This is a genomic window from Umezawaea sp., assembly GCF_036375055.1.
Lineage (GTDB): Bacteria > Actinomycetota > Actinomycetes > Mycobacteriales > Pseudonocardiaceae > Umezawaea.
The window spans coordinates 1-24,333 of the sequence record NZ_DASUSQ010000035.1 but is presented as its reverse complement, the minus strand read 5'-3'; the positions used below and the strand labels follow the sequence as shown (position 1 = coordinate 24,333).

The window sequence follows — 24,333 nt, the reverse complement described above, 5'->3', positions numbered from 1 at the left end:
GATCCTCGCCGAGCTGGATCTCCTCGCCGGGCGCTGAGCGGTTCGACCGGATCCCCGTAAGGTGCGTCGCGTGCGCGACGACTACGGCTACTGGCAGCGGATCCCCACGCGGTGGAACGACAACGACGTGTACGGCCACGTCAACAACGTCGTCCACTACGCGTTCATGGACACCCTGATCAACACCTGGCTCATCGAGTCCGGTCTGGACATCCACGGCGGCTCGGCCATCGGGCTGTGCGTGGAGTCGCACTGCAACTACCGCTCCTCCCTCTCCTTCCCGGACGCGATGGACGGCGGCCTCCGCATCGGCCACCTCGGCCGCTCCAGCGTCCGCTACGAGGTCGCCTTCCTGGCGGCCGACGACACGCTGATCGCCGAAGGGCACTTCGTGCACGTGTTCGTCGACCGGACGACCCGCAAACCGGTGGAAGTACCTACTGGACTGCGGGGCGCGATGGCGGGTTTGCTGGTCGCATGACCGTGCGCGCCGCTGTGCTGCTCGAAACCGGGCGTCCGGCCCCCTACGCCGACTCCCGGCCGATCGAGGTGCAGGACCTGGTCCTCGACCCGCCCGGCCCCGGCGAGATGCTGGTCCGCGTCGGCGCGACCGGGCTGTGCCACTCCGACCTGTCGGTGCTCAACGGCTCCCGCCCGCGTCCCCTCCCGATGGTCCTGGGGCACGAGGCCGCGGGTGAGGTCGTGGAGTTGGGGCCCGGGACGGCGGAGTTCTCGGTCGGCGACCACGTGGTGATGTCGTTCGTGCCCGCCTGCGGGTCGTGCCGCAAGTGCGTCGCGGGCCGCCAGGCCCTGTGCGAGCCCGGCGCGGCGGCGAACCGGGCGGGCACGCTGCTGTCCGGCGCCACGCGCTGGCGGGCGCCGGACGGAGGCCGGCCGAACCACCACCTCGGTGTGTCCGGTTTCGCCGAGCACACCGTGGTGTCCACGGCCTCCGCGACGCGGGTGGACGCCGACCTGCCGCCCGAGATCGCCGCGCTGTTCGGCTGCGCGGTCCTGACGGGGGCCGGGGCGGCGTTCCACAGCGCTCAGGTCGCGCCGGGGGACCGGGTGGCCGTGTTCGGCCTCGGCGGCGTCGGACTGGCCGCGCTGCTGGCCGTGAAGGCGGCCGGGGCGTCGACCATCGTCGCCGTGGACGTGGTGGCCCACAAGCGCGAACTGGCCCGGAAGCTCGGTGCGACGCACGAGGTCGCGGGCGGTCCGGACGCCGTGGAGGCGGTGCGCGACCTGACCGGAGGAGGGGCCGACAAGGTCATCGACACGACCGGCAGCGAGCACGTCCTGGCGCAGGCCTACGCGGCCACGGGGGCGGGCGGCACGACGGTCACCGTCGGCCTCCCGCACCCGGACCGGCGGTTGGTGCTGCCCGCGCTGAGCCTGGTCGCGGAGGAGCGGACCCTCAAGGGCAGCTACCTCGGCTCCTGCGTGCCCCGCCGGGACATCCCGCGGTTCGTCGCGCTGTACCGGTCGGGCCAGCTGCCGGTGCAGGAACTCCTGTCCGGCACGCTGGCCCTGGACGAGCTGAACGCGGGCTTCGACCGCCTGGCCTGCGGCGACGCCATCCGCCAGGTCGTGACGTTCTAGTTCCCGACGCCCAGGTTCGCCATGTGCGCGGTCGGGTACCGGTCGCCCCGCGCCGACCCCGCGGGCACGGCCCCCTCGATCTCGGCGAGGTCGTCCGCGGTGAGGTGCGGGTCCACCGCGGGCAGCGCCTCGGCCAGCCGGTCACGGGTGCGAGCGCCGACCAGCGGCACGACGTCCGCCCCCCGCGCGGCCACCCACGCGATGGCCAGCTGGGCGACGGTGCGGCCCTTCGCCTCGGCGACCCGCCGCAGCGCCTCCACCAGGGCGAGGTTGTGCTCCACGTTGCCCGCCGAGAACCGCGGCGTGGTGCCGCGGTGGTCACCGGGCCTGCCGGGCGTCCATGTCCCCGAGAGGAGACCGCGGCCGAGCACGCCGTACGCGGTCAGACCGATGCCGAGTTCCCGCAGCGTCGGCAGCACGTCCGCCTCCACCGCCCGCGACAGCAGCGAGTACTCGATCTGGAGGTCGGAGATCGGGTGCACGGCGTGCGCCCGGCGGACGGTCGCCGCGTCGACCTCCGAGAGGCCGATGTGCCGCACGTGCCCGGCCTCGACCATCTCCTTGATCGCGCCCACCGTGTCCTCGATCGGCACGGTCGGGTCGAGCCGGGCGGGCCGGTAGACGTCGACGTGGTCGGTGCCCAGCCGGGTCAGCGAGTACGCCAGGAAGTTCTTCACCGCCTCGGGCCTGTTGTCGGGCCCGCCGAACTCGTGGCCCGGCCCGCGGAGCATCCCGAACTTCACGCTCAGCGCGTAGCTGTCCCGGTCCCGGCCGCGCAGGGCCTCGGCGAGCAGCAGTTCGTTGTGGCCCATGGCGTAGAAGTCGCCGGTGTCGATCAGCGTGACGCCCGCGTCCAGCGCGGCGTGCACCGTGGCCACGCTCTCGGCGCGGTCGGTCGGGCCGTAGGCGTCGGACATGCCCATCGCCCCCAGGCCCAGCGCGGACACGGTCGGACCGGTCCTGCCCAGCGTTCGGGTCTTCATCGTCGTCATGCCTGCCACCCTGCGCCCTGGCCGGGAGGCGCGGGAGCGGAGCGTTCATCGTGGGAGCGCGGCTCCCTGGCCGGGACCGGCGCCGGGGAGCAGCATGGGGCCATGCAGCGCGACCAGCTCGCCGACTTCCTGCGCAGGCGGCGGGAGGCGATCCGCCCGGCCGAGGTGGGCCTCGCCGACGGCCCCCGCCGCCGCACCACCGGCCTGCGCCGGGAGGAGGTGGCGATGCTCGCGGGCATGTCGGTCGACTACGTCGTGCGCCTGGAGCAGGGGCGCAGCAGCAGGCCGTCGACCCAGCTGCTCGGCGCGCTGGCCCGTGCGCTGCGCCTGTCCGACGACGAGCGCGACCACCTGTTCCACCTGGCCGGTCACCAGCCGCCACCCGCCGACGGGGTGGCGCGCCTGGCCCGCGCGGGTCTGCTGCGCCTGCTCGACCTGCTCGGCGACACCCCGGCGCTGGTCCTGTCCGACCTGGGGGAGGTGCTCGCCCAGAACCGGGCGGCCGTCCTGCTCTCGGGCGACCAGACCGGTCTGCCCGGCGACCGGCGCTACGTCGCGCACCGCTGGTTCACCGACCCCGCCGCCCGCGAGCTGTGCCCGCCGGAGGAGCGGGAGCACCACAGCCGGGGGCTCGTGGCCGACCTGCGCGCGGTCGTGGGCCGTCGGCCCGACGACCCCGAGGTCACCGGGCTGGTCGCGCGGTTGGTGGAGGCCAGCGCCGAGTTCCGCGGGCTCTGGGCCGGGCACGAGGTCGCCGTCCGGCGTTCGGACCGCAAGACGTTCGTGCACCCGGGGGTGGGCGACCTGGTGATGAACTGCGAAACGCTGGTCACCCCGGACCGGGGTCAGCAGCTGCTGGTGCTCACCCCGGCGGACGCGGCCACGCGCGAACGGCTCGACCTGCTGCGCGTGCTCGGCGTCGAGGAGTTCCCCGCGGTCCCGTGACCCGACTACCAGCGGCCGCGGTGCACGACGTCGTCCAGCGACCTCCGCCGCCGGGTGATCGCCGAGGTGTTGGTGGGCTTCGGCTCGGCCGAGCGCCCGATCGCGATGGCCCCGATGGGCTCGTGGTCCTCCGGCACGCCGAACGCCTCGCGGAACTCGGTGACGAGCGACGGGTCGATGCCGAAGAACACCGCCCCGAGACCCTCGTCCACCGCCGTCTGGAGGATCAGCAGCGCGGCCATGCCGGTGTCGATGTGCCAGTACGGCACGGGCCAGTGGGACTCGGCGCGGTCGGTCCACCCCTTGTCGTCCTCGGCGTAGCGGTCGAGGTAGACCCGCTTCGAGGACAGCGGCACGATCACCAGCGGGGCCGTGCGGGCCGATTCGTGCACCCAGGCGGCGCCCACGGTCCAGAAGGTCTCCAGCTCCGCGCCCTCCAGCACCAGGAACGCCTGGCCCTGCGAGAACCCGGCGGACGGGCCGCGGGTGGCGTTGTGCAGGATCCGGTCGAGGCTCTCCGGGGACACCGGGTCGGGGGTGAACGTGCGGACCATCCGCCTGCGGCGCACCACGTCCTGGAATTCCACGATCTCGACCGTACCGAGCACCGGACCGGACGGGTACCCCCCGGGAACCCGTCCGGCTGCGACTACTGGCCCGGCGCCTGGAACATCACGGCCGGGGCCGCGCTGGTCGGCTTCTGCTGCCGCGACGGCGCGTCGGGCAGGCTGAACTGGAGCGTGCTCTCCATCGCCGACGGCGGCTCGACCGCGGGCTTCTGCTCGGCGGCCGGGGTGGGCACGGGCTCGGTGACCGGCTCCTCGACCACGGGCGCGGCGACGGGAGCAGGGGGCGGCGTCGACAGCTCCTGCTGCGCCTTGCTGATCCACGCGGTCCACATGGCGGCGTCACGGCTGTCCCTGGTCTGCGCGCGCAGGATGGACAGCGTGCCGCGGACTCGACCGGCCAGAACCGCGTTGGTGCGGACCTGCGCCCAGACCTGGGTGGTCTGCGGGCCCTGGTTGCGGACGAGGTGTCGGACGTGGTCGGTCAGTTCGCCGTCCGTGAAGGACATCCACTGGTTGACCACTTGGCGCGGGTTGGACAACAGATCCCCGTTTCGTCGTGCTTGACCTGCAACGATCGTCGCACACCCGTTCGAGCCGCCTGCGCTGACCACCCGAATGGGTGTTGACGCGGTCTTGCCCCCGTGTGTGGTCTCTTGTACGTGACTCACAGTATCCACTACCCCGTGACTCCCCGGCGGGGGACGCGCGCGGGAGAAATATTCACCAGGGCTCACCGTCGTGCTCGGTGACTACCGCGTGGTGAACCTCGCCCACCTCAACGACCCGGACCGCACCTCGCTCTACCCCGGCGACCCGCCGTTCACCGCGACGACGGTGGCGACCGTCGCCGAGGACGGCTACCACCTGCGGCTGCTCCAGCAGGGTGAACACACCGGCACCCACTGGGGAGCGCCGTCGCACTTCAACGCCGACCAGCCCGGCGCGGACGAGCTGGACACCGAGGACCTGTTCCTGCCCGCCGTGAAGGTCGACGTCCGGGCGCGGTGCGCCGACCCCGACCACGCCGTCGCGGTCGCCGACCTGCTGGCGTGGGAGGCCGAGCACGGGCCGATCCCGCCGGAGTGCGCCGTCGTCCTGCAGACCGGCTGGGAGGCCCGCTGGGGCACGCCCGCGTTCGCGAACGCCGACGCCGACGGCCGCCTGCACCAGCCCGGGTTCTCGGTGGCCGCGGTCGAGTGGCTGCTGGAGACCGGCAAGCTGGGCCGACGGGGCGCGCTGGGCACGGACACGTTCGGCCCGGACGTGGGCGTCGACGACACGTTCGCCGTGTCGAAGCTGCTCTACCGGGAGCACCGGATCAGCCTGGAGGTCCTCGCCAACCTCGACGCCCTGCCGCCCGTCGGCGCCTGGATCCTGGTCGGCGGCACCGTCAACAGGGGCGGCTCCGGGTCTCCTGCCAGCGTGTACGCCCTCATGCCGAAGAACGGGTGACTCCGGTACGCCATCCGGTGTAACGCCCGAACGGCCGTCCGCGACAATGGTGGCAGGTGCTCACGCACCATCGGGCTTCCCGTCCCCAGCACCCCCCGACTGCGGACGGGAAGCCCGGACACCCCGCCGGGCCCCGGATATCTTCACCGCTTTTGTCGGTGCCGTGTGACAGCCTTGAGGTGTGGCTCCTCGCTCGAACGCTCCCTCCTCCCGGTCCCCGGCGTCCGCGTACGCCGACTCCCGGCGCCGGGCATCCCATCCGCGTCTGACGGACTTCCTGTCCGTGCTCTCGTTCGACCTCGACCCGTTCCAGCGCGTCGCCTGCGAAGCGCTGGAGGAGGGGCACGGGGCGCTCGTCTGCGCCCCCACCGGCGCGGGCAAGACGGTGGTCGGCGAGTTCGCCGTGCACCTCGCGCTGGCGCAGGGCCTGAAGTGCTTCTACACGACACCGATCAAGGCGCTGTCGAACCAGAAGTACGCCGACCTGGTCGCTCGCTACGGCGCCAAGTCGGTGGGCCTGCTGACCGGCGACACGTCCGTGAACGGCAACGCGCCCGTGGTCGTCATGACCACCGAGGTGCTGCGCAACATGCTCTACGCGAACTCGCACACCCTCGAAGGCCTCGCCTACGTCGTCATGGACGAGATCCACTACCTCGCGGACCGCTTCCGCGGCGCCGTGTGGGAGGAGGTGATCCTGCACCTGCCGGACCAGGTGCAGCTCATCGGCCTGTCCGCGACGGTCAGCAACGCCGAGGAGTTCGGCGAGTGGCTGGTCGAGGTGCGCGGCGACACCAAGGTCGTCGTGGACGAGCACCGCCCCGTGCCGCTGTGGCAGCACATGATGGCGGGCGGCCGGATGTTCGACCTGTTCATCGGGGAGAACACCGACGGCGAGGCGCGGATCAACCCGCAGCTCCTGCGGCACACCGAGGACCTGGCCCGCTTCCACGTGCCCTGGAGCCGGTCGCGCAACAACAAGGACAGGGGCGGGCGCGGGGCGCCGCGCGGCTCCGGGTTCAAGCCGCCGTCGCGGCTGGAGATCATCGACCGGCTCCAGGCGGCCAACCTGCTGCCCGCGATCGACTTCGTGTTCAGCCGCGCCGGGTGCGACGCGGCCGTGGCGCAGTGCATGCGGTCCGGTCTGCGGTTGAACACGATGGAGGAAGCCGAGGTCATCCGCGGCATCATCGACGAGAAGACCAAGGACCTGCCCGAGCCCGACCTGCGCGTCCTCGGGTACTGGGAGTGGCGCGAAGCCCTCGAACGGGGGGTCGCGAGCCACCACGCCGGGCTGCTGCCCGCGTTCAAGGAGACCGTCGAGGAGCTGTTCGTCCGGGGCCTGGTGAAGGTCGTGTTCGCGACCGAGACCCTGGCCCTGGGCATCAACATGCCCGCGCGCACGGTCGTGCTGGAGAAGCTGGTCAAGTACAACGGCGAGGCGCACGTCGACCTCAACCCCGGTGAGTACACGCAGCTCACGGGGCGTGCGGGGCGGCGGGGGATCGACGTCGAGGGGCACGCCGTCGTGGTGTGGCAGCCCGGTGTCGACCCCAAGCAGGTCGCCGGGCTGGCGTCCACGCGCACCTTCCCGCTGCGGTCGTCGTTCCGGCCCGGCTACAACATGGCGGTCAACCTCGTGCACGCGCTCGGCGCGGCCAAGGCCCGCGACCTGCTGGAGCAGTCGTTCGCGCAGTTCCAGGCCGACCGGTCCGTGGTCGGGCTGGCCCGCCGGATCGAGCGCAACCGGGAGGCGCTGGAGGGGTACGCCGAGGCCATGACGTGCCACCTCGGCGACTTCACCGAGTACGCGGCGCTGCGGCGGAGGGTGACGGAGCGGGAGAAGGCGCTCTCGAAGCAGAACAGCTCGTCGAAGCGGGCCGAGGCGGCGGCGTCGCTGGAGCGGCTGCGCAAGGGCGACGTGATCGCGGTGCCGTCCGGGCGGCGGTCCGGGCTGGCCGTGGTGATCGATCCGGGGCACGAGCCGATGGGTGAGGCTCGGCCGCTGGTCGTGACGGAGGACCGGTGGGCCGGGCGGCTGTCGTCGGCCGACTTCCCGGTCGCCGTGGAGGTGCTCGGGCACATCAAGCTGCCCAAGCAGGTCGACGTGCGGTCGCCGAAGTCCCGCCGGGACCTGGCGGCGACGGTGCGGAACACCGGCATCCAGGTGCCCACCGTGCGTCGGCGGAAGACGACGGCGGATGACGACGCCGAGCTGGCGACGTTGCGGCGGGCCCTGCGGGCGCATCCCTGCAACGCGTGTGAGAAGCGGGAGGACCACGCCCGGTGGGGGGAGCGGTACCACCGGTTGCTCCAGGAGACGGAGCTGGTGGAGCGGAAGGTCGCCGCCACCACGCACTCGTTGGCTCGGGAGTTCGACCGGATCCGGGCCCTGCTGCGGGAGCGCGGGTACCTGGAGGCGCACGAGAACGGGCCCGGTGAGGAGGTCACGGAGCACGGGAAGCGGATCACCCGGATCTACGGGGAGTCCGACCTGCTCGCCGCCGAGTGCCTGCGCCACGGGGTGTGGAAGGGGCTCGGCCCTGCCGAGCTGGCGGCCGTGGTGTCGTCGCTGGTGTACGAGGCTCGGCGGGACGGGCCGGTGGAGACGAGTCTGCCCGGTGGGCCGATCTCGGACGCGATGTTGGCCACGGCTCGGTTGTGGGCGGAGATCGAGGACGACGAGCGGCGGCACCGGTTGGACCGGACCCGGCAGCCGGATCCGGGGTTCGCCTGGCCCGTGTACCGGTGGGCTCGGGGGGAGTCGTTGGAGAAGGTGCTCGATTCCGGGGACACCGGGGGTACGGAGTTGGGGGCCGGGGACTTCGTGCGGTGGTGTCGGCAGGTGGTGGACCTGCTGGACCAGATCCGGAACGTGATGGGCCACGGGGATCCGGTGGGGGCTGCTGCCGGGAAGGCCGTGGAGGCGCTTCGGCGGGGTGTCGTGGCGATGGCGACGGTGTAGGGGTCGCAGGTCGGGTGGGCCGGGCGCGGCGTGGCGCGCTCGGTGCCGCCCTGGGGTGGGTGGCTGCCTGTTCCAGCGCGGTGCGGCCGAGGTGGTCCCAGTGCTCTCCTGTGAGCCTTCGATCGGGCTGAAGGCCAGGTCGAAGGCCTGTCCGATCACCCCCTTTCACGGCTCGAAACCCCACGTCACCCCGGCCACGGTCCGTCGTCGGCGTCCTTCTGCCCCCTGGTGGGCGGGGAGGGGAAGGCCGTTGCTCCCGTGGTCGCCACCCGGTTGTCCTGGTCTGCTCGGGGATGGGGGGTGGTGGTCGCTGGTGCTGGTCGGCTGTTGGTGGTCGAATGGTCTGGTTCACAACTGAGGGGCGTGTGGTGGTTCCGTCCTGGTTGACACAGGTGGTGGTCTTGGCCACGGTCTGGGAAAGCTTGGCGGGGCGGATGGGTCGGGTGGCCCGTCCTGTGGTTTGATCGCGCCCGCAACCTGTAGCGCGTCACACGTGTGCGCGAACCGATCTCCGGAGGCCGAGCATGACCAGTCCGTACGGTCCGTCCGGAGGGAACGACCCGCAGCAGCAGCCGCAGTGGGGCCAGCAGCCCCCGCAGCAGGGTGGTGGGTACTCCGGCACTCCGTCGGGCGGGTTCCCCGCTCAGAACCCCTACGGGCAGCCCGACCCGCAGCAGCAGCCGCAGTGGGGGCAGTTGCCTCCGCACGAGCAAGCGACGCAGGTGCACCCGCAGGGCAACTACGACCCGAGCGCGCAGCAGCAGCCGAACCCGTACGCGGCGCCGCAGCAGCCGCCGGGCGGCTACGACCCGACCCAGCAGGTGCAGAACCCGTACGCCCCGCCGGGTGGTGGTTACGACCCCACCCAGCAGGTGCAGAGCAACCCGTACGGCACGCCCCAGCAGGGTGGCCAGTTCGGGCAGCCGAACCCGTACGGCACGCCGCCGCAGGGCGGTCAGTTCGGGCAGCAGCAGAACCCCTACGGCCAGCAGAACCCGTACGGGCAGCAGCAGAACCCGTACGGCCAGGGCGACCCGTACGGCCAGCAGCCCAAGAAGTCGGGCGCGGTCCTGTGGGTCGTGGTGGCCCTGGTCGTGCTCGTGGCGGCCGCGGTCGGCATCACCGGCTTCGTGGCGCCCGGCTTCTTCGTCACCAAGGTGTTCGACAACGCCGAGGTGCAGAAGGGCGTCGTCTCGATCCTGAAGGACGAGTACAAGATCCCGGACGTCGAGAGCGCCACCTGCTCCGGTGAGCACCAGGTCAAGGTGGGGGCCACCTTCGACTGCACCGTCCAGGTCGGCGGGAACGAGAAGAAGGTCAAGATCACCGTCAAGACCGCTGACGGCGAGTACGAGGTCGGCCAGCCCACCGGCTGACCCTCTGACGAGCGGAAGGGCCACCGGGGCACCGCCCCGGTGGCCCTTCCGCGTCGAATACTCGGTCGCGCTCGGCCTGCCCACGAGGCAGGATCCCCCGTGTGGCCGACCATGACATCCGCGTCCTCGACGAATCGAACTACCGCACCGCGCACTCCCTCTTCCGCGGCTCGCTGCACAGCGCCCCCGCCGAGGACGACAGGTGGGAGCACGTCAAGCGCTCCTACGACCCCGGTCGGGCGTTCGGCGCGTTCCAGGACGACGAGATGATCGGCACCGCCCAGTCGTGGCCCGCGCTGCTGGCCGTGCCCGGTGGGGCCGAGGTGCCGGCGGCGGCGGTCAGCCGGGTCGGTGTGCGCGCGGACTGGACGCGGCGCGGTGTGCTGAGCGCCCTGATGCGCAGGCAGTTCCAGGCCTTCCGCGAGGCGGGCGAGGTCGTGTCGGTCCTGCGCGCCTCCGAGGCCGTGATCTACGGCCGGTTCGGGTACGGCGTCGCGTCCCGCGGCAGGCAGCTCAAGCTCGACCGGCACCGCGTCACGCCTGCGCCGTCGGCGGGCACGGGCGGGCGGATCCGGCTGGTGGACCTGGACACCGCCGTGGTGGTGGCGCCCGAGGTCTACACCAGGGCGGGGCTGACGCGGCCGGGCATGACGTCGCGCTGGCCCGCGTGGTGGACGATGAACGTCGACCGCGCGCTGCGCTACGACAACTCCCGCATGGCGGTGCACCGCGGCGCGGACGGCGACGACGGGTACGTCGTGTACTCGGTCAAGGGCGGCATGGGCGACTCCGGCAGCCCGTCCGTGCTCACCGTCGAGGACCTCGTCGCCACCACCCCCGAGGTGTGGGCGGAGCTGTGGCGCTTCGTGTTCCGCGTCGACGTCGTGGACCAGGTCGTCGGCGAGCTGCGACCGCTCGACGAGCCACTCGAATGGCTGGTGGTGGACCGGCGCGCGGTGAAGGTGACCGACGTCGAGGACGAGACGTGGCTGCGGCTGGTCGACGTGCCCGCCGCGCTGGCCGCCCGCGGGTACGGCTCGGCCGAGCCCGTGGTGCTGGAGGTCCGCGACCGGTACCTGCCGGACAACGACGGCGCGTACCGGATCACCCCGGACGGCGTCGAGCGCACGACCGCCGCGGCCGACGTGAGCCTGGACGTGGACCTGCTGGGCGCGACCTACCTCGGCGACGTGTCGTTCACCGAGCTGGCGGGGGCGGGCCGGATCGACGTGCTCGACGGTGCGGCGCCGGCCCGCGCGGACGCGCTGTTCGCGACGGCCCGCGCGCCGTGGTCCGGTACGTACTTCTAGTGTCCTGCGTCGGGAATCCGTCGACGACGCCCGCACGCTCGCGGGGGCACCGCGCTTGATCTTCTGCTCGGCGGGCAACCCGAACCGGCGTTCGCCCTGGTTGATCCGGGACGAGCCGTGCACCCCGCACTGGACGTGGATGACCGGTTTGCGACGCGGGTCACCGCGCAGACGATGAGTTCTCGGTCGTGCTGAGGTCATAGGGTTCAGGGCCGCCGGAAGGCCGGCGTGCTCGAACCCGGAGGAGACGCATGGCCAAGCTCATCTACTCGATGATCACCTCGCTCGACGGCTACGCCGAGGCGGCGGAGGGCGACCTCGGCACCGGTGCCGAGGACGAGGAGGTGCACACCTTCATCAACGACCTCTTCCGGCCCGTCGGCACGTACCTCTACGGCAGGCGGATGTACGAGACGATGCTCTTCTGGGAGACCGTGCACACCAAGCCGGACGTGCCGCCGCACATCCTCCAGTACGGGCGCGACTGGCGGGCCGCGGAGAAGGTCGTGTACTCCACGACGCTGGAGTCGGTGTCCAGCGAGAAGACCAGGATCGAGCGGACGTTCGACCCGGAGGCGGTCCGCGCGCTCAAGGCCGAGGCCGAGCACGACCTCACCGTCGACGGCCCGACCCTCGCCGCCCAGGCGATCAAGGCGGGGCTGGTGGACGAGTACCACCTGTTCATCACCACGAGCGTGGTCGGCGGCGGCAAGCGGTTCTTCCCCGACGGCGTGCGCCTGGACCTCGACCTGGTCGAGGAGCGCTCCTTCCCCAGCGGACTGCTCCACGCGCACTACCGGACCCGCTGAGCCGCCCGCTAGTGGAGTCCGGCCTCGTGGGCGAGGATCGCCGCCTGCACGCGGTTCGCGCAGTCGAGCTTGGTGAGGATCCGGCTGATGTGGGCCTTCACCGTGCCCGACGCCATGTACAGGGCGGCGGCGATCTCCGCGTTGGACGCCCCGGTGGCGACCTCGCGCAGCACGTCGCGTTCGGCCGGGCTGAGCCGCTCCAGCCGCTTCCTGGCCGACTCGGCGCTGTCGGGCACCAGGAAGCGGTCGACCAGCCTGCGGACGATCGTCGGCGCGAGCACGGACTCGCCGCGCGCCGCGACGCGGATCGCCTGGATCAGGTCGGCGGGACCGGTGTCCTTGAGCAGGAAGCCCACGGCACCGGCCCTGAGGGCCTCGGCGACGTAGCGGTCCTCGCCGAACGTCGTCAGCACCACCACGTTCGTGGCCGGGTGGTGGCGGGCGATGTCGGCCGCCGCCGTCAGCCCGTCGCCGCCGGGCATCCGGATGTCCAGCAGCGCCACGTCCACCCGGTGCTCGCGGCAGCCCGCGACGGCCGCGCGCCCGTCCGCGACCTCGGCGACGACCTCGATGTCCGGGGCGTGCTCGACGATCATCGAGATGCCCGCGCGCATCAACGCCTCGTCGTCGGCGATGAGCAGTCGGATCACGCTCGTCACCCTACGACGAGCGTGATCACCACTCCCACCAGAGCGATCACGAACGGGGTGGCGAGCAGCACCGCGAGGCAGCCCGCGCCGACCAGCCTGGGCGCGGTGAGCACCTGCGCGGTGATCACCTCCGGTGGTTCGGTCCCCGGCGGCGGCACCGCCTCGTCCAGCACGGGCTCGCCCGGCCGCACCGGCAGGTCCACGGCCAGCCGGAAGCCCCGCTCGGGCGTGGGGCCCGCGGTGAACGAGCCGCCCAGCAGCACCGCGCGCTCCTCGACCCCCGCGAGTCCGCGCCGGGTGCCCGGCGGGGTCCGCCGCGCCAGGGCCTCCGGCCCGTTCGCCACGGTCACCAGCACCCGGTCCTCCGTGCGGCGCACCTCCACGGTCGCGCGGGCCGTGAGCGCGTGCCGGTGGACGTTCGTCAGGCCCTCGCGCACGGCCCGGTGCACGGCGTAGCGGGTCCGCGCGTCGACGTCGTCCAGGTCACCGCCCGTCCACGCCAGCTCCACGGCCACGCCCGCGCCGCGCGACTGCTCCACCAGCGCCGCCAGGTCGGCGCGCGTCCCGGTCTGCTCGTCCAGCCCGTCCGACGACACGCCCAGCACGCCCAGGATCTGCCGCAGCTCGGTCAACGCCGTGGCCGCCGTGGTGCGCAGCAGCCTGGCCTGGTCGCTCACCTTCGGCGCGGCGTCCGCGGCGCCGAGTTCCAGCGCGCCCGCGTGCATCGAGATCAGGCTGAGCCGGTGGCCCAGCAGGTCGTGCATCTCGCCCGCGATGCGCGTCCGCTCGTCCGCGCGGGCCCGCGCGGCGGTCAGCGCCCGCGCGCGCTCCAGGTACTCGTTGCGCTCCTTGAGCAGCCGCACCATCGGCCGCCGCCCGCCCAGCAGCGTGCCCGCCAGCGCCGGGATCCCGATCAGGAACACGAACGACCCCACCGCGGCGGCGAGCAGTCCGCCGTCGCGCCGCTCCTCGAACAGCAGCGACAGCAGCAGCCCCGCCGCGCCGGTGGTCGCCACGGCCAGCCAGAACCGCCACACGGGCCTGGACCGCCTGCCCGCCGTGAACGCGATGACGGCCGTGCACAGCACCGGGACCAGCGAGGGCAGCGCGAACAGCGGGATCGTGCCCAGCAGGCACGCCAGCGGCCACCGCGTGCGCAGCACCACGAGCGCCGCGCCGCCGACGGACGCCAGCGCGACCGTCCACAACGGCACGTGCTCGCCCAGCAGCGCCGGAACGGCACCGAGGGCGAGGACCACCACCACGAGCGCCGTGTCGCGCCACCCGATCCGCCACGGCGGGTTCTGCCGCACCAGTCCTCCAGGAACACTCGCCGGGACACCGATCCTCGCACGGGCCCCGCGCGCCGATCGGCCGTCCGCGATGGCCGATCGGCCACGATCCGCGGTCGATCGGCACACGCGCCCGTGCCCGCGCGGTTCGTAGCGTGCCGACATGCACCCAGGCGAACCCACCACCGACGCGACCACCCTCCTGTCCCGCGCGCTGGCCCGCGCGGCCCGGCTCGACCACGAGGTGACCGCGACCGACCACCTGCTGTTCGTGATGCTGAACGCCGAGGCGTCCACCGCCAGGGCGCTCACGCCGGGCGCGCGCGACGCCGGGAGCCTCATGGGGGTGATCGCCTCCCTGGACCCGCCGCACTGGGTCAGCGCGGACGACGAGACCGAGCCGCCGGAGCAGGAGGCCGACGCGCTCGTCACCGCCGCGCTCCGCGAAGCCCACTACACCACCCGCAAGCGCGGTCGCATCGTGGGCCAGCCGCCCCCACCCACCCCGGCGCTGCGGGCGTGCCTGCGCCGCGCGTTCGTCCACGCCGGGACCGACCCCGTCCTGCCCTCGCACCTGCTGCTCGGCCTGCTGGACCTGCGGGGGAGCCGAGCCGTGGAAGCGCTGCGGCTGCGGCGGATCGACGCCGACGCGGTGGCCGCGGCCGTCGACCCGGCCCTGGACGACCCCTCCGAGCCCCTGTCCGTCGCCGTGCTGCGCAAGTCCGGCGCGTTCGGCGGCAAGCCGGGGCTCGTGATGCGCTGGCTGTCCTCCGGGGTCGGCTCGCCGGTGCTGACGGCGGTCATCGCCGAGGCGTCGCGGCAGGCCGTCCGGCGCGGTGGCGCCGAGGTCGAACCGGTCGACCTGCTGCTGGGGCTGCTGTCGCTGGACCGGCTCGTCGAGTGGTCGGGCCACCGCCTGCCGGACCGCGCGGCGCTGGAGGTGCTGCACGCCCACGGCGTCGACCTGCCCGGCCTCCTGCCCCTGGTCCGGGTCGCGCCCGCACCGCTCGGGGAGTCCGTGGCGCTGGGCGCGGAGGCCCGCCGGAGCGTGAACGCCGCCCGGCTGCGGGTCGCCGACCGGGGGGCCTCCGCCGTCGGCACCGAGGACCTCGTCGCCGTCCTGCTCGACGGACCGGTCGGGCCGCTGCTGGCCGACGCGGGCCACGACGTGACCGCCCTGCGCACGGCACTGGGCAGCTGATCGTCGTCGTGCGGGGGAGGTGGGGGCCGGTTAGCGTCGGCCCATGGCTGATGTCGTGGTGGTTGGTGCTGGCCTGGCCGGGCTGAGCGCGGCGGAGGTGCTGTCGCGCAACGGGGTGTCGGTGTCGGTGCTGGAGGCCGGTGACGACGTCGGCGGTCGCGTGCGCACGGACGTCGTGGACGGTGTCCGGGTGGACCGCGGCTTCCAGATCCTGCTGCCCGCCTACCCCGAGGTCGTGCGGCGGTTCGACCTCGCGGCCCTCGACCTGCGTCCGCTGCGGTCCGGCGCGTTCGTGCACCAGGGCGGGCGGCACGACCTGCTCGCCGACCCGCGCACCGGCCGGTCCGCGTGGCAGGGAGCCGTGGCGCAGCAGGTGCTCGGCGTGGGCGACCTGCTCGCGCTCGGAGCGGTGTCGGCGCGCGACTGGCTCGGGCCGGACCGGTCGATCGTGGACTCCACCGACCGGACCACCGCCGAGGAGCTGAAGCGGTGGCGGCTGTCCGACCGGGCCGTCGACGCGGTGCTGCGGCCGTTCCTGGCCGGGGTGTTCCTGGAGTCCGGGCTGAGCACGTCCTCGCGCTTCTTCCACCTGGTGTGGCGCAGCTTCGCGCGCGGCGGCGCGGCGCTGCCCGCCGACGGCATGGCCGCCTTGCCGCGCCAGCTGGCCTCCCGGCTCCCGGCGGGGGCGGTGCGGCTGGGGGAGGAGGTCGTGCGCGTGAGCGACGACGGCGTGGAGCTGGCGGGCGGGGAGCGGGTCGAGGCCGACGCCGTGGTGGTAGCCACCGACGGCAGCGTGGCGGCCCGGTTGCTGCCGGGGCTGCGCGAGCCGTCGTGGAACGGGGTGACCACGTGGTACTTCCGGCCGCCCGAGTCGCCGCTGCGGGACCCCACGCTCGTCGTGGACGGGGACGGCGGGCTCGTGGTGAACACCGCGGTGATCTCCGAGGTGGTGCCGTGCGGTGGGCCGCTGGTGCAGGCCTCGGTGCTCGACGCGTCGGCGGGGGAGGCGGACGTGCGCGCCGAGGTCGGGAAGCTCTACGGGGTGGACGCCGGTTCGTGGGAGCTGCTGGCCCGGTACTCGATCCCCCGCGCGCTGCCGGGAATGCCCGCGCCGCACCGGTTCCGGCTGCCCGTGCGGGTCGGTGGCAGGAAGTACGTGTGCGGGGACCACCGGGACACCAGTTCGATCCAGGGGGCGCTGGTGTCCGGGCGCCGGGCGGCCGAGGCGGTGCTGGCGGACATCGGGTCGGCCAGAATGGCGGCGTGACCGACGAAGCCGGGTTGAGGATCGCCGCGGACGCGGGCGACGTGCGGGCGATGATCGAGTTGGGTGACCTGCTCACCCCGCGGTACGAGGAGGACGACGAGAGGCTGGCCGAGGCCGAGACGTGGTTCCGGCGGGCCGCCGAGAGCGGTGACGTGGAGGCGATGACCGCGTTCGGGCAGTTCCTGTACCACGGGGACGAGCACGAGGAGGCGGCCGAGTGGTACCGGAAGGCCGCTGACCTCGGGCACGCCGAGGCGATGGGCGGGTTGGGGGACCACTACGACTTCATGGGGGACGAGGAGGAGTCGGAGCGGTGGTACCGGTCGGGGGCCGCGTTGGGGGATGAGGGCTCTCGGAGGAACCTGGAAGCGTTGCTGTCGCTGCGGAAGAGGTGAGCTGGGGCGCCGTGGTGGGTTCCGGCGGCCGCCGGTTCCGCCGGATCGGGTGGCTGCCGGTTCCGCCGGTTCCAGCGGCTGCCGCTTCCGCCGGATGCGGCGGCTGCCGGTTCCAGCGGGGATGGCCGATGTGGCTCGGGGACGCCTCGATCCGCCCCTGCGACCGGGCTCCAGGGCAGGTGGTGACCGCCTGCCCGATCCACCGGGGCAAGGGGCGAGTCCCCCGAGCGGGATCGGCCACGGTCGCGTGGGCGGCGTCCCGTTCCGTGGTGGGTTGCTGCTTTTGTTGCTCTAGCGGCGTTCCAGCGCTGAGAGCAGGCGGGGTAGGGAGCTGCCCAGGCCCCAGCGCTTGCCCAGTTCGGCTACCTTGTCCGGGTTTGCCGGTGCGGCTGGTACGTGGTCCGGGCGGTCCTTGACCACCGGTGCGTCCACCGCCACGGTGACCACCGTGGGGGCCGCAGCCAGGTAGCTCTCCGCCGCGATGAGGCTGTTCCTGGCCCTGGTGGTGAGTTTGCGGTCTCGCGGGTCCGTCACCGCTGCGAGCAGTGCTTCCAGGGAGCCGAATTCGGTGATCAGCTTCGCCGCTGTCTTCTCGCCGATGCCCGCCACGCCCGGCAGGCCGTCGGACGGGTCGCCGCGCAGCACCGCCATGGCGGCGTAGGCCTCGCCCGCCGAACCCACCGGCAGCGCGTACTTCTCGGCCAGTTCCTCCGGGCCCAGCAGTTCCGCCTTCGCCCAGCCCCGGCCCACGTACAGCACTCGGACCTCGGTGGGGGTGTCGCGCACGACCTGGAAGAGGTCGCGGTCGCCCGTCACGACCTCCACGGGGTCCTTCTCCTCGTGGTGGGCGAGGGCGCCGATGACGTCGTCGGCCTCGTAGCCCGCCGCCTCCGCCGTGCAGATGCCGACCGCGTCCAGGACTTCCATGATGATCGGGATCTGCGGTGTGAGGGTGTCCGGTACCTCCTCCGAGCCGTCCGCCGCCTCCGTCGCCACGCGGTGCGCCTTGTAGGAGGGCAGGGCGTTGGTGCGGAACTCGGGGCGCCAGTCGGCGTCCATGCACGCGACCAGCCTGCTCGCGCGGCGCTCGGTGATGACGCGCGCGATCGTGTCGACGAAGCCGCGCACCGCGTTGATCGGGGTGCCGTCCGGTGCCGTCATCGATTCGGGCAGCGCGTAGAAGGCGCGGAAGTACAGGCTGGCGGAGTCGAGCAGAACCAGGGGTTGGGCCACGCGGCAAGACTGCCAGACGACGGCCCACTAGGCTCGGCGGCATGTCGACGAGTGTTGGTCCCATCGATGTTGACGCGCTGCGCGCCCGTCTGGACCGCGCGGGTGCGGCCGCCGCCGCGGCCGACGTGGACGCGCTGCTGATCTCGCCCGGCTCGGACCTCGCCTACCTGCTCGGGGTGGGTGGCACGTCGTTCGAGCGGCTCACCTGCCTGGTGCTGCCGGTCGGTGGCGCACCGGTGCTGGTCGTGCCGAAGCTGGAGGCGCCGGGGTACGCGGGGCTGCCGACCGACGAGCTGGGCGTCGAGGTCGCGACCTGGGTCGACGGCGAGGACCCGTACCGGTTGGTCACGGGCGCGCTGCGCGGCACCGGGCGGACCGCCGTGGCGGACATGATGCCCGCGCTGCACGCGCTGGCGCTGCGCGACGCGATCGGCGGCGAGCAGGTGCTCGCCGGGCCGGTGCTGCGCGAGCTGCGGATGCGCAAGGACGCGGTCGAGATCGCGGCGTTGCGCAAGGCCGGTGCGGCGATCGACCGGGTCCACGCCCGTGTCGGCGAGTGGCTGCGCGCGGGTCGCACCGAGGCCGAGGTGGGCGCGGACATCGCCGCCGCCATCGTCGAGGAGGGCCACGCCGTCGCCGAGTTCGTGATCGTCGGATCGGGGCCGAACGGCGCCAGCCCGCACCACAGCCTGTCCGACCGGGTGATCGAGGCCGGTGACGTCGTGGTGGTCGACATCGGCGGGCCGGTGGCCGAGGGCTACTGCTCCGACTCGACCCGCACCTACTCCGTCGGCGAGCCGCGGTTCGCCGACGTGCGGTCCACCTACGCCGTGCTCCAGGCCGCGCAGCAGGCAGCCGTCGACGCGGTTCGCCCTGGGGTGACCGCGTCCGAGGTCGACGCCGCCGCGCGGTCGGTCATCGCCGACGCGGGCTTCGGCGAGTACTTCGTCCACCGCACCGGGCACGGCATCGGCATGGACGTGCACGAGGAGCCGTACATCGTCGGCGGCAACGACCTGGTGCTGGAGGCGGGCATGGCGTTCAGCGTCGAGCCGGGCATCTACCTGCCCGAGCGCTGGGGCGCCCGCATCGAGGACATCGTGGTCGTGACCGGGACCGGCGTGGAGAGCGTCAACAACCGCCCGCACGACCTGGTGGTGCTGCCCGCGTGACGGCGAACCTCGAACCCATCGACAGAGCCATCCTCAAGCAGCTGGCCGCCGACGGCCGGTGCAGCTTCACCGACCTGGCCGAACGCGTCGGCCTGAGCGTGTCGGCGGTGCACCAGCGGGTGAAGCGGCTGGAGCAGCGCGGCGTCCTGCTCGGCTACCGGGCCCGGCTGCACGGCGACGAGATCGGGTTGCCGCTCAGCGCGTTCATCTCGATCACGCCGATCGACCCGGCCGCGCCGGACGACTACCCGAAGCGGTTGGAGCACCTGCCGCAGATCGAGGCCTGCTACTCGGTGGCGGGCGACGCCTCGTACGTGCTGCGGGTGCGGGTCGCGTCGCCGGGGGCGTTGGAGGAGCTGCTCCGGCAGATCCGCGAGGCCGCGAACGTGTCGACGCGGACGACCGTCGTGCTCTCGACGCCGTACGAGGACCGCCCGCCCGCGGTGTGACGCGATCCCGACCCCGTCCTCAGGCGGGGTCGGGCGGCGTCGTGCCGCTCAGTTCGGCCAGCGCCTGGAAGTGCTTGGGCGACAGCCGGTGGACGCCGTCGCCCGCCGAGTCGGCGTGGTCGCCGAAGTACGTGTTCTGGATCGCCAGGTTGCCGACGATCGACCGGGTCGCGCGGGGATCGGCGCGGAACGCCCGACCCGGCTCGTCGACCAGGTCCACGACCAGCAGCGCGCGGTCGTCGTGCGAGAACGTCACGTCGTCGGCGACGACCAGCACCGGGTACGCGCGCCCGGCGGGCACCGACTCCAGCAGGCGCTCCAGCGGGAGCCCCTCCAAGCGGGGGTCGGCCACGACGCTCACCCAGCCGTCGTCGACCTCCTCGCACACCTCGGACCACGCCGCGTCATCGGAGAAGTCGGTGCGCAGCAACGGGGACAGGTCGCTCTCGGGCAGCGGGACCACGTGTCCTCCAGCACTCGGGGAGTGCCACAGACTAGTTCGACGGTGGATCGCGGACCCAGTCGGGCAGCAGGCCGTGCAGGCGGACGGCGACCTCCTCCTGGTCGCGGCCGCTGTCGCCGCCGACGACGGCCGAGAAGACGCCGTGCAGACGTCCTCGACCGAGTTGGGCGGGCCGGGTTCCCGGTCGTCGACACCGAGGTCGCGGCGGAGCGCCTGGAGCTGCTCAAGGAGCAGGTCGCCGATGCCCCTCAGCCCGCTCGGCGAGCGCCAGGTCGACGCCGGCAGGAAGAGGCTCCTGCGCTGCCGCTGTGTGTCGGGCACGGCCGTCAGCGTCGCCACGGCCACGGCGGTCGGGTCCGCGCCCCTGCGCCGGTCGCTGGTGCTCAGGTGGTGCGGGGCGCGGAACTCGTCCGCGACCACGTACACCGCGGCTTCCTCGACGGGGTCGACGTGGTTGTGGAAGGTGCGCGGTGGATGTCCGCGGCTCCCGCAGGCGCGGAGAGCGACGGGCACGACCCGTCCGCCGCACGAGGTCGGCCGGGGCGTCGGCGATCGCCCGCCGCGAGCGGGTGAACCGCGGATCCGCCTCCGAGGGCCGGTCATCAGCCACGGGTGCTCACAACGCCGTGCGATCCCTGCCCGGTACCGCTCGGGCACTGACACCCACTTCGGACGTGGCACTCCTCCGACCGGTCGACTGCGGTCCGATCCTGTTCGACACCTGCCAATCGGTGGTCGGCGGTCGCGGAGAGGACGAACCGCCCCTCAAGTCGACGGGAACCACCAGCGACGCCCGGCCGACCACCGCGATCACCACCGGCGGCAGTCGGGGCATCGGCGAGGTCGTCGCCACCGCCCTGCGGGCGACGTGGGACCGCGCCGACTCCGACCACCTGGTCAACAACGCTGGCCACCGGGCGGACAACCCCGTCGCCGAGGTCACCGAGGCGGGTCTGTACCGGCCCGCGCTTCGACGACAACCGCTGGATCAACGCCCAGGTCATCGAGGTCGCGGACGGCTCTGCCCTCTGGCGGTGCCGGGGCGGGCCGACTTCCTGTCGAAATGACAAGAGGGTAGCCTTCCGACGTGTCCACGACGCGCCGTGCTCGGCAGAAGGTCACCGTCACCGCCGATCTGGTGATCCTGACCATCCGGGAGGGACAGCTCACCGTCCTGCTGGTGGAACGCGCGAACGACCCGTTCGCCGGGAAGCTCGCACTGCCGGGCGGATTCCTGCGGGGGAGGGAAAGCCTCCTCGACACCGCGCGCCGCGAATTGTTGGAGGAGACCGGGCTGGACCCGTCGACCTTCCACCTCCGGCAGGTCGGCGTCTACTCGGCGCCGGACCGCGACCCGCGCGACCCCAGGGTCATCACCAGCGCCTACCTGGCCATCGCGCCGAACCTCCCGCTGCCCGTCGCCGGATCGGACGCCAGGGCGGCGAGGTGGTCGCCGGTGTCCGAAGCCCAGCGGACGGGACTGGCGTTCGACCACGACGAGATCCTCCGCGACGCGGTCGAGCTGGCGCGGGTCGAGTTGCAGTTCACCGCGGTCGCCACGGCGTTCTGCGAAGAGGAGTTCACCATCGGCGACCTGCACGCGGTGTACGAGGTGGTCTGGGGCGTCGAACTCGACAAGCCCAACTTTCACCGCAAGGTCACCGACGTGGACGGCTTCATCGTCCCCACCGGCGGCAAGAGGCCGACGGTGAACGGTCGTCCCGCGGCCCTGTACCGCTCCGGTCCGGCTGACGTGCTGACGCCGCCGATGATGCGGCCCCGGCAGTCCCTGGGCTGACCGGGTCCGGCGACTCCAGGGACGCCACGTGGTCCACGTGCGGTCGGTGGGTCGTCGTGTCCAGCGAGATCACCGTCATCGTGGCCCCGAGCGCCGCGCCCACGATGAACGCGGCCAGGACCGTTCGTGCCGCGACACCCGCTCGGCAGTGGATCTCCATGTCGACTCCGTTCGTGTACGAGTGACAATTGGCTCTACTGAGGAACTTACGTAGCACCAGGGGTTGATGTCAATGTGACAATAACCTACGGTGGTGCCATGGACGGGATGACGGGTGCGCGGGTCGGGTCGGCGGTGGACGTGGTGCTGTTCGGTGAGAGGCGGGGTGTTCTCTCGATCCTCGCCATCGAGCGGGCGAAGGAGCCGTTCCGCGGCTGTCGTGCTTTACCCGGTGGTTTCGTGGAGCCGGGGGAGGGTGCGCGGGACGCGGCGGTGCGTGAACTCCGTGAGGAGACCGGCATCGTCGTGCGGTTGGGGGAACTGGTCCTGGTGGGTCGCTACGGCGCGCCGCGGCGCGATCCGAGAGGGCCGGTGGTGAGCGAGGTCTACTGCGCGTGCGTGGTCGACCCGGCCGACGCGGTGCCCGCGAGCGATGCGCGAGCAGCGGGGTGGTTGCCCCTGGTGGAGTTCCTCCGCCCCGGTGGCCGGGTCGCCTTCGACCACCGGGACGTGGTCGGGGATGCCGTGATCCGGTGGTTCGGTCGTTCTTCGGCTACGGTGTCGAACGGGTGGAGCGCAGGATCGCCGGGTGCAGGAGCGCGGCGGGCCCGCGTCGGTACAGGGTGGCCGGTCGGCCCGCCTGCTGCGGGGCGCGCACGCCCGTCGGTACCAGGAAACCCTTGATCCCGATGATCTTCCGGTGGAAGTTGCCCGCGTCCAACTCCTCGTCCCAGACGGTCTCGTACACCTGGCGCAGTTCGGTCATGGTGAACTCGGGACCGCAGAAGGCCGCGGCCAGGGTGGTGTACTCCAGCTTGTTCCGCGCTCGTTCTACCGCGTCGGCGATGATCTTCTTGTGGTCGAACGCGACTTTGACCCGTCTGCGGAGGACCTTCTCCACGGGTACCCAGGTGGCCGCTCGGGCGTCGCCGCCCGCGGTGGGGGAGGGCAGGTCCGGTACGAAAGCCAGGTAGCAGACCGTGACCACTCGGCGTCGGGGGTCGCGGTCCGGGGCGCCGTAGGTGCGCAGCTGTTCCAGGTGGAGCCCCTGTGGGCTCAACCCGGTCTCCTCGCCCAGTTCGCGCGCCGCTGCGGCGTCGATGTCCTCGGACGTGCTGGCGAGGAAACCGCCTGGTAGTGCGAGTTCGCCGAGGTGCGGGTCGATGCCGCGCTCGACGAGCATGATGTGCAGCGCGCCCGCGCGCACCGTGAGCACCGCGAGGTCGACGGCGACCGCGACCTCGGGGATCGCCCACTCGGCGTCGGCGAAATCCGTTACCCTGCGTGGTCTTCCGTCCACATGCAACAGCATACCCGTGCCCCTTCGGGCTCGGCCGCGTGGAATATTGGTCAGATTGACAAAAATTGAGCGGCTGGGCTAGCGTCCGTCCCCGTTGTGGCCCCCTGTCACGCCACGAACCCAGCTCTTGTCCCCTGTTCCTTCCCGGAGCGCTGTTCCCGCGCCGCGCCGCGAAGGTCCCGCACCACGTCGGAACCTCGTCGGACCGATGAAGAAACCCCTACGGCACAACGTGATGGAGCGAATCCATGATCGTGATCCTGACCGCCCTGGAGAGCGAGTACGCGGCGGTCCTCAGCCACCTCGCCGAAGTCGAGGTGCACAGGCACAAGGCTGGAACGCTGTTCGACGTCGGAGTCCTCAAGGCCGCTCCGGACCGGCGGATCGCCGTCGCCGCGACGGGGATGGGCAACCTGACCGCCGCCGCGCTCACCGAGCGGGCCATCGTGGAGTTCCAGCCCTCCGCGATGCTCTTCGTCGGCGTGGCGGGCGCCCTGCGCGACTGGCTGGAACTGGGTGACGTGGTGGTGGCGACCAAGGTGTACGCCTACCACGGAGGCCGCAGCGAGGACGGGGGCTTCCGCCAGCGCCCGCGCTCCTGGGAGATCTCCCACAAGATCGAGCAGGCGGCACGGCGCGTCCACCGGGCGAGGGACTGGTACCCGTCCGATGGCGGTGGTGCTGTGCCCGAGGTGCACTTCCACCCCGTGGCGGCCGGTGACGTCGTGCTGGACTCCCGGACGTCGGAGCAGGCGCGGCACCTGAACCAGAACTACAACGACGCCATCGCCGTGGAGATGGAGAGCGCGGGCTTCGCGCTCGCCGGTCACCTCAACGACGGCGTCCCGATGGCGACGGTGCGCGCCATCAGCGACCACGCGGGCGGGACCAAGGACAACACCGACGGGGAGGGCTGGCAGGCGGTCGCCGCGCT

25 protein-coding genes and 1 pseudogene are annotated in these 24,333 nt (G+C 72.7%); 18 read left to right on the top strand and 8 right to left on the bottom strand.

The window, feature by feature from the left end; translation table 11 throughout:
- Window positions 1-70 precede the first annotated feature (70 nt).
- Together VFZ92_RS10445 and VFZ92_RS10440 are read left to right on the top strand one after the other, a co-directional pair.
- Window positions 71-481: a thioesterase family protein gene (locus tag VFZ92_RS10445; RefSeq protein ID WP_330875642.1), complete on the top strand. Its 411-nt coding sequence runs from the start codon at window positions 71-73 to the stop codon at window positions 479-481.
- Complete coding sequence (locus VFZ92_RS10440) at window positions 478-1,602, top strand: zinc-dependent alcohol dehydrogenase family protein (protein ID WP_330875641.1); 1,125 nt, start codon at window positions 478-480, stop codon at window positions 1,600-1,602. The genes VFZ92_RS10445 and VFZ92_RS10440 overlap by 4 nt, the downstream gene beginning before the upstream one ends.
- Here the strand turns inward: VFZ92_RS10440 and VFZ92_RS10435 are convergent.
- Entirely contained in the window at window positions 1,599-2,585 is a 987-nt protein-coding gene (locus tag VFZ92_RS10435) for an aldo/keto reductase (protein ID WP_330875643.1), read from the bottom strand. The two genes, VFZ92_RS10440 and VFZ92_RS10435, sit on opposite strands and share 4 nt — an antisense overlap.
- Before the next feature lie 111 nt (window positions 2,586-2,696).
- Here VFZ92_RS10435 and VFZ92_RS10430 point away from each other — a divergent pair, with 111 nt between their 5' ends.
- Window positions 2,697-3,539: a helix-turn-helix transcriptional regulator gene (locus tag VFZ92_RS10430; RefSeq protein ID WP_330875640.1), complete on the top strand. Its 843-nt coding sequence runs from the start codon at window positions 2,697-2,699 to the stop codon at window positions 3,537-3,539.
- A gap of 5 nt (window positions 3,540-3,544) precedes the next feature.
- Here VFZ92_RS10430 and VFZ92_RS10425 read toward each other — a convergent pair whose 3' ends face one another.
- Window positions 3,545-4,126 (bottom strand): nitroreductase family protein, encoded by a 582-nt coding sequence (locus VFZ92_RS10425; protein WP_330875639.1) that lies wholly within the window; start codon window positions 4,124-4,126, stop codon window positions 3,545-3,547.
- A 62-nt stretch (window positions 4,127-4,188) separates the two neighbouring features.
- A complete protein-coding gene (locus VFZ92_RS10420; protein WP_330875638.1) occupies window positions 4,189-4,614 on the bottom strand; it encodes a hypothetical protein in 426 nt (141 codons plus the stop codon).
- Window positions 4,615-4,846: 232 nt separating this feature from the next.
- Between VFZ92_RS10420 and VFZ92_RS10415 the strand changes: the two genes are divergently transcribed.
- The 5 genes from VFZ92_RS10415 (at window position 4,847) to VFZ92_RS10395 (ending at window position 12,020) form a co-directional block, all read left to right on the top strand.
- A complete protein-coding gene (locus VFZ92_RS10415; protein WP_330875637.1) occupies window positions 4,847-5,560 on the top strand; it encodes a cyclase family protein in 714 nt (237 codons plus the stop codon).
- 181 nt (window positions 5,561-5,741) lie between these two features.
- Window positions 5,742-8,525, top strand: a complete 2,784-nt coding sequence (locus tag VFZ92_RS10410; RefSeq protein ID WP_330875636.1) for a DEAD/DEAH box helicase — start codon at window positions 5,742-5,744, stop codon at window positions 8,523-8,525.
- Between the two features lie 524 nt (window positions 8,526-9,049).
- Window positions 9,050-9,901 (top strand): DUF4333 domain-containing protein, encoded by an 852-nt coding sequence (locus VFZ92_RS10405; protein WP_330875635.1) that lies wholly within the window; start codon window positions 9,050-9,052, stop codon window positions 9,899-9,901.
- 101 nt (window positions 9,902-10,002) lie between these two features.
- Window positions 10,003-11,211 (top strand): GNAT family N-acetyltransferase, encoded by a 1,209-nt coding sequence (locus VFZ92_RS10400; RefSeq protein WP_330875634.1) that lies wholly within the window; start codon window positions 10,003-10,005, stop codon window positions 11,209-11,211.
- Window positions 11,212-11,462: 251 nt separating this feature from the next.
- Entirely contained in the window at window positions 11,463-12,020 is a 558-nt protein-coding gene (locus VFZ92_RS10395) for a dihydrofolate reductase family protein (protein WP_330875633.1), read from the top strand.
- 8 nt (window positions 12,021-12,028) lie between these two features.
- Here VFZ92_RS10395 and VFZ92_RS10390 read toward each other — a convergent pair whose 3' ends face one another.
- Together VFZ92_RS10390 and VFZ92_RS10385 are read right to left on the bottom strand one after the other, a co-directional pair.
- Complete coding sequence (locus VFZ92_RS10390) at window positions 12,029-12,670, bottom strand: response regulator transcription factor (protein WP_330875632.1); 642 nt, start codon at window positions 12,668-12,670, stop codon at window positions 12,029-12,031.
- A 5-nt stretch (window positions 12,671-12,675) separates the two neighbouring features.
- Window positions 12,676-13,983, bottom strand: coding sequence for a sensor histidine kinase (locus tag VFZ92_RS10385; RefSeq protein WP_330875631.1), 1,308 nt, complete (start codon window positions 13,981-13,983; stop codon window positions 12,676-12,678).
- 142 nt (window positions 13,984-14,125) lie between these two features.
- On the opposite strand from VFZ92_RS10385, the gene VFZ92_RS10380 reads away from it, so the two are divergent.
- The 3 genes from VFZ92_RS10380 to VFZ92_RS10370 are packed head-to-tail and all read left to right on the top strand — an operon-like array spanning window position 14,126 to window position 16,825.
- The gene (locus VFZ92_RS10380; RefSeq protein ID WP_330875630.1) at window positions 14,126-15,163 is read left to right on the top strand and encodes a Clp protease N-terminal domain-containing protein; all 1,038 of its coding nucleotides are present in this window, start codon (window positions 14,126-14,128) and stop codon (window positions 15,161-15,163) included.
- Window positions 15,164-15,206: 43 nt separating this feature from the next.
- Window positions 15,207-16,430: an NAD(P)/FAD-dependent oxidoreductase gene (locus VFZ92_RS10375; RefSeq protein WP_330875629.1), complete on the top strand. Its 1,224-nt coding sequence runs from the start codon at window positions 15,207-15,209 to the stop codon at window positions 16,428-16,430.
- Window positions 16,427-16,825, top strand: a complete 399-nt coding sequence (locus tag VFZ92_RS10370) for a hypothetical protein (protein ID WP_330875628.1) — start codon at window positions 16,427-16,429, stop codon at window positions 16,823-16,825. The genes VFZ92_RS10375 and VFZ92_RS10370 overlap by 4 nt, the downstream gene beginning before the upstream one ends.
- A gap of 291 nt (window positions 16,826-17,116) precedes the next feature.
- On the opposite strand, the gene VFZ92_RS10365 is transcribed toward VFZ92_RS10370, so the two are convergent.
- Entirely contained in the window at window positions 17,117-18,058 is a 942-nt protein-coding gene (locus tag VFZ92_RS10365; RefSeq protein WP_330875627.1) for a 5'-3' exonuclease, read from the bottom strand.
- Between the two features lie 41 nt (window positions 18,059-18,099).
- Between VFZ92_RS10365 and VFZ92_RS10360 the strand changes: the two genes are divergently transcribed.
- Complete coding sequence (locus VFZ92_RS10360; RefSeq protein WP_330875626.1) at window positions 18,100-19,230, top strand: Xaa-Pro peptidase family protein; 1,131 nt, start codon at window positions 18,100-18,102, stop codon at window positions 19,228-19,230.
- Window positions 19,227-19,679 (top strand): Lrp/AsnC family transcriptional regulator, encoded by a 453-nt coding sequence (locus VFZ92_RS10355; RefSeq protein WP_330875625.1) that lies wholly within the window; start codon window positions 19,227-19,229, stop codon window positions 19,677-19,679. The genes VFZ92_RS10360 and VFZ92_RS10355 overlap by 4 nt, the downstream gene beginning before the upstream one ends.
- Window positions 19,680-19,698: 19 nt before the next feature.
- Here the strand turns inward: VFZ92_RS10355 and VFZ92_RS10350 are convergent, their stop codons facing one another.
- Window positions 19,699-20,655, bottom strand: coding sequence for a DUF6924 domain-containing protein (locus VFZ92_RS10350; protein ID WP_330875624.1), 957 nt, complete (start codon window positions 20,653-20,655; stop codon window positions 19,699-19,701).
- Between the two features lie 161 nt (window positions 20,656-20,816).
- Here VFZ92_RS10350 and VFZ92_RS10345 point away from each other — a divergent pair, with 161 nt between their 5' ends.
- From VFZ92_RS10345 to VFZ92_RS42450, 4 genes and pseudogenes are all read left to right on the top strand, one after another.
- Window positions 20,817-21,209, top strand: coding sequence for a hypothetical protein (locus VFZ92_RS10345; protein ID WP_330875623.1), 393 nt, complete (start codon window positions 20,817-20,819; stop codon window positions 21,207-21,209).
- Between the two features lie 20 nt (window positions 21,210-21,229).
- Window positions 21,230-21,940 (top strand): NUDIX hydrolase, encoded by a 711-nt coding sequence (locus VFZ92_RS10340; RefSeq protein WP_330875622.1) that lies wholly within the window; start codon window positions 21,230-21,232, stop codon window positions 21,938-21,940.
- A gap of 56 nt (window positions 21,941-21,996) precedes the next feature.
- A complete protein-coding gene (locus VFZ92_RS10335; RefSeq protein ID WP_330875621.1) occupies window positions 21,997-22,125 on the top strand; it encodes a hypothetical protein in 129 nt (42 codons plus the stop codon).
- Window positions 22,126-22,198: 73 nt separating this feature from the next.
- Window positions 22,199-22,564 (top strand): annotated as a pseudogene (locus VFZ92_RS42450) (NUDIX domain-containing protein); the annotation flags it as partial.
- An 88-nt stretch (window positions 22,565-22,652) separates the two neighbouring features.
- Here the strand turns inward: VFZ92_RS42450 and VFZ92_RS10330 are convergent.
- Window positions 22,653-23,399 (bottom strand): NUDIX hydrolase, encoded by a 747-nt coding sequence (locus VFZ92_RS10330; RefSeq protein ID WP_330875620.1) that lies wholly within the window; start codon window positions 23,397-23,399, stop codon window positions 22,653-22,655.
- 248 nt (window positions 23,400-23,647) lie between these two features.
- Here VFZ92_RS10330 and VFZ92_RS10325 point away from each other — a divergent pair.
- A partial coding sequence (locus tag VFZ92_RS10325) for a 5'-methylthioadenosine/S-adenosylhomocysteine nucleosidase (RefSeq protein ID WP_330875619.1) occupies window positions 23,648-24,333 on the top strand: 686 nt, incomplete at its 3' end.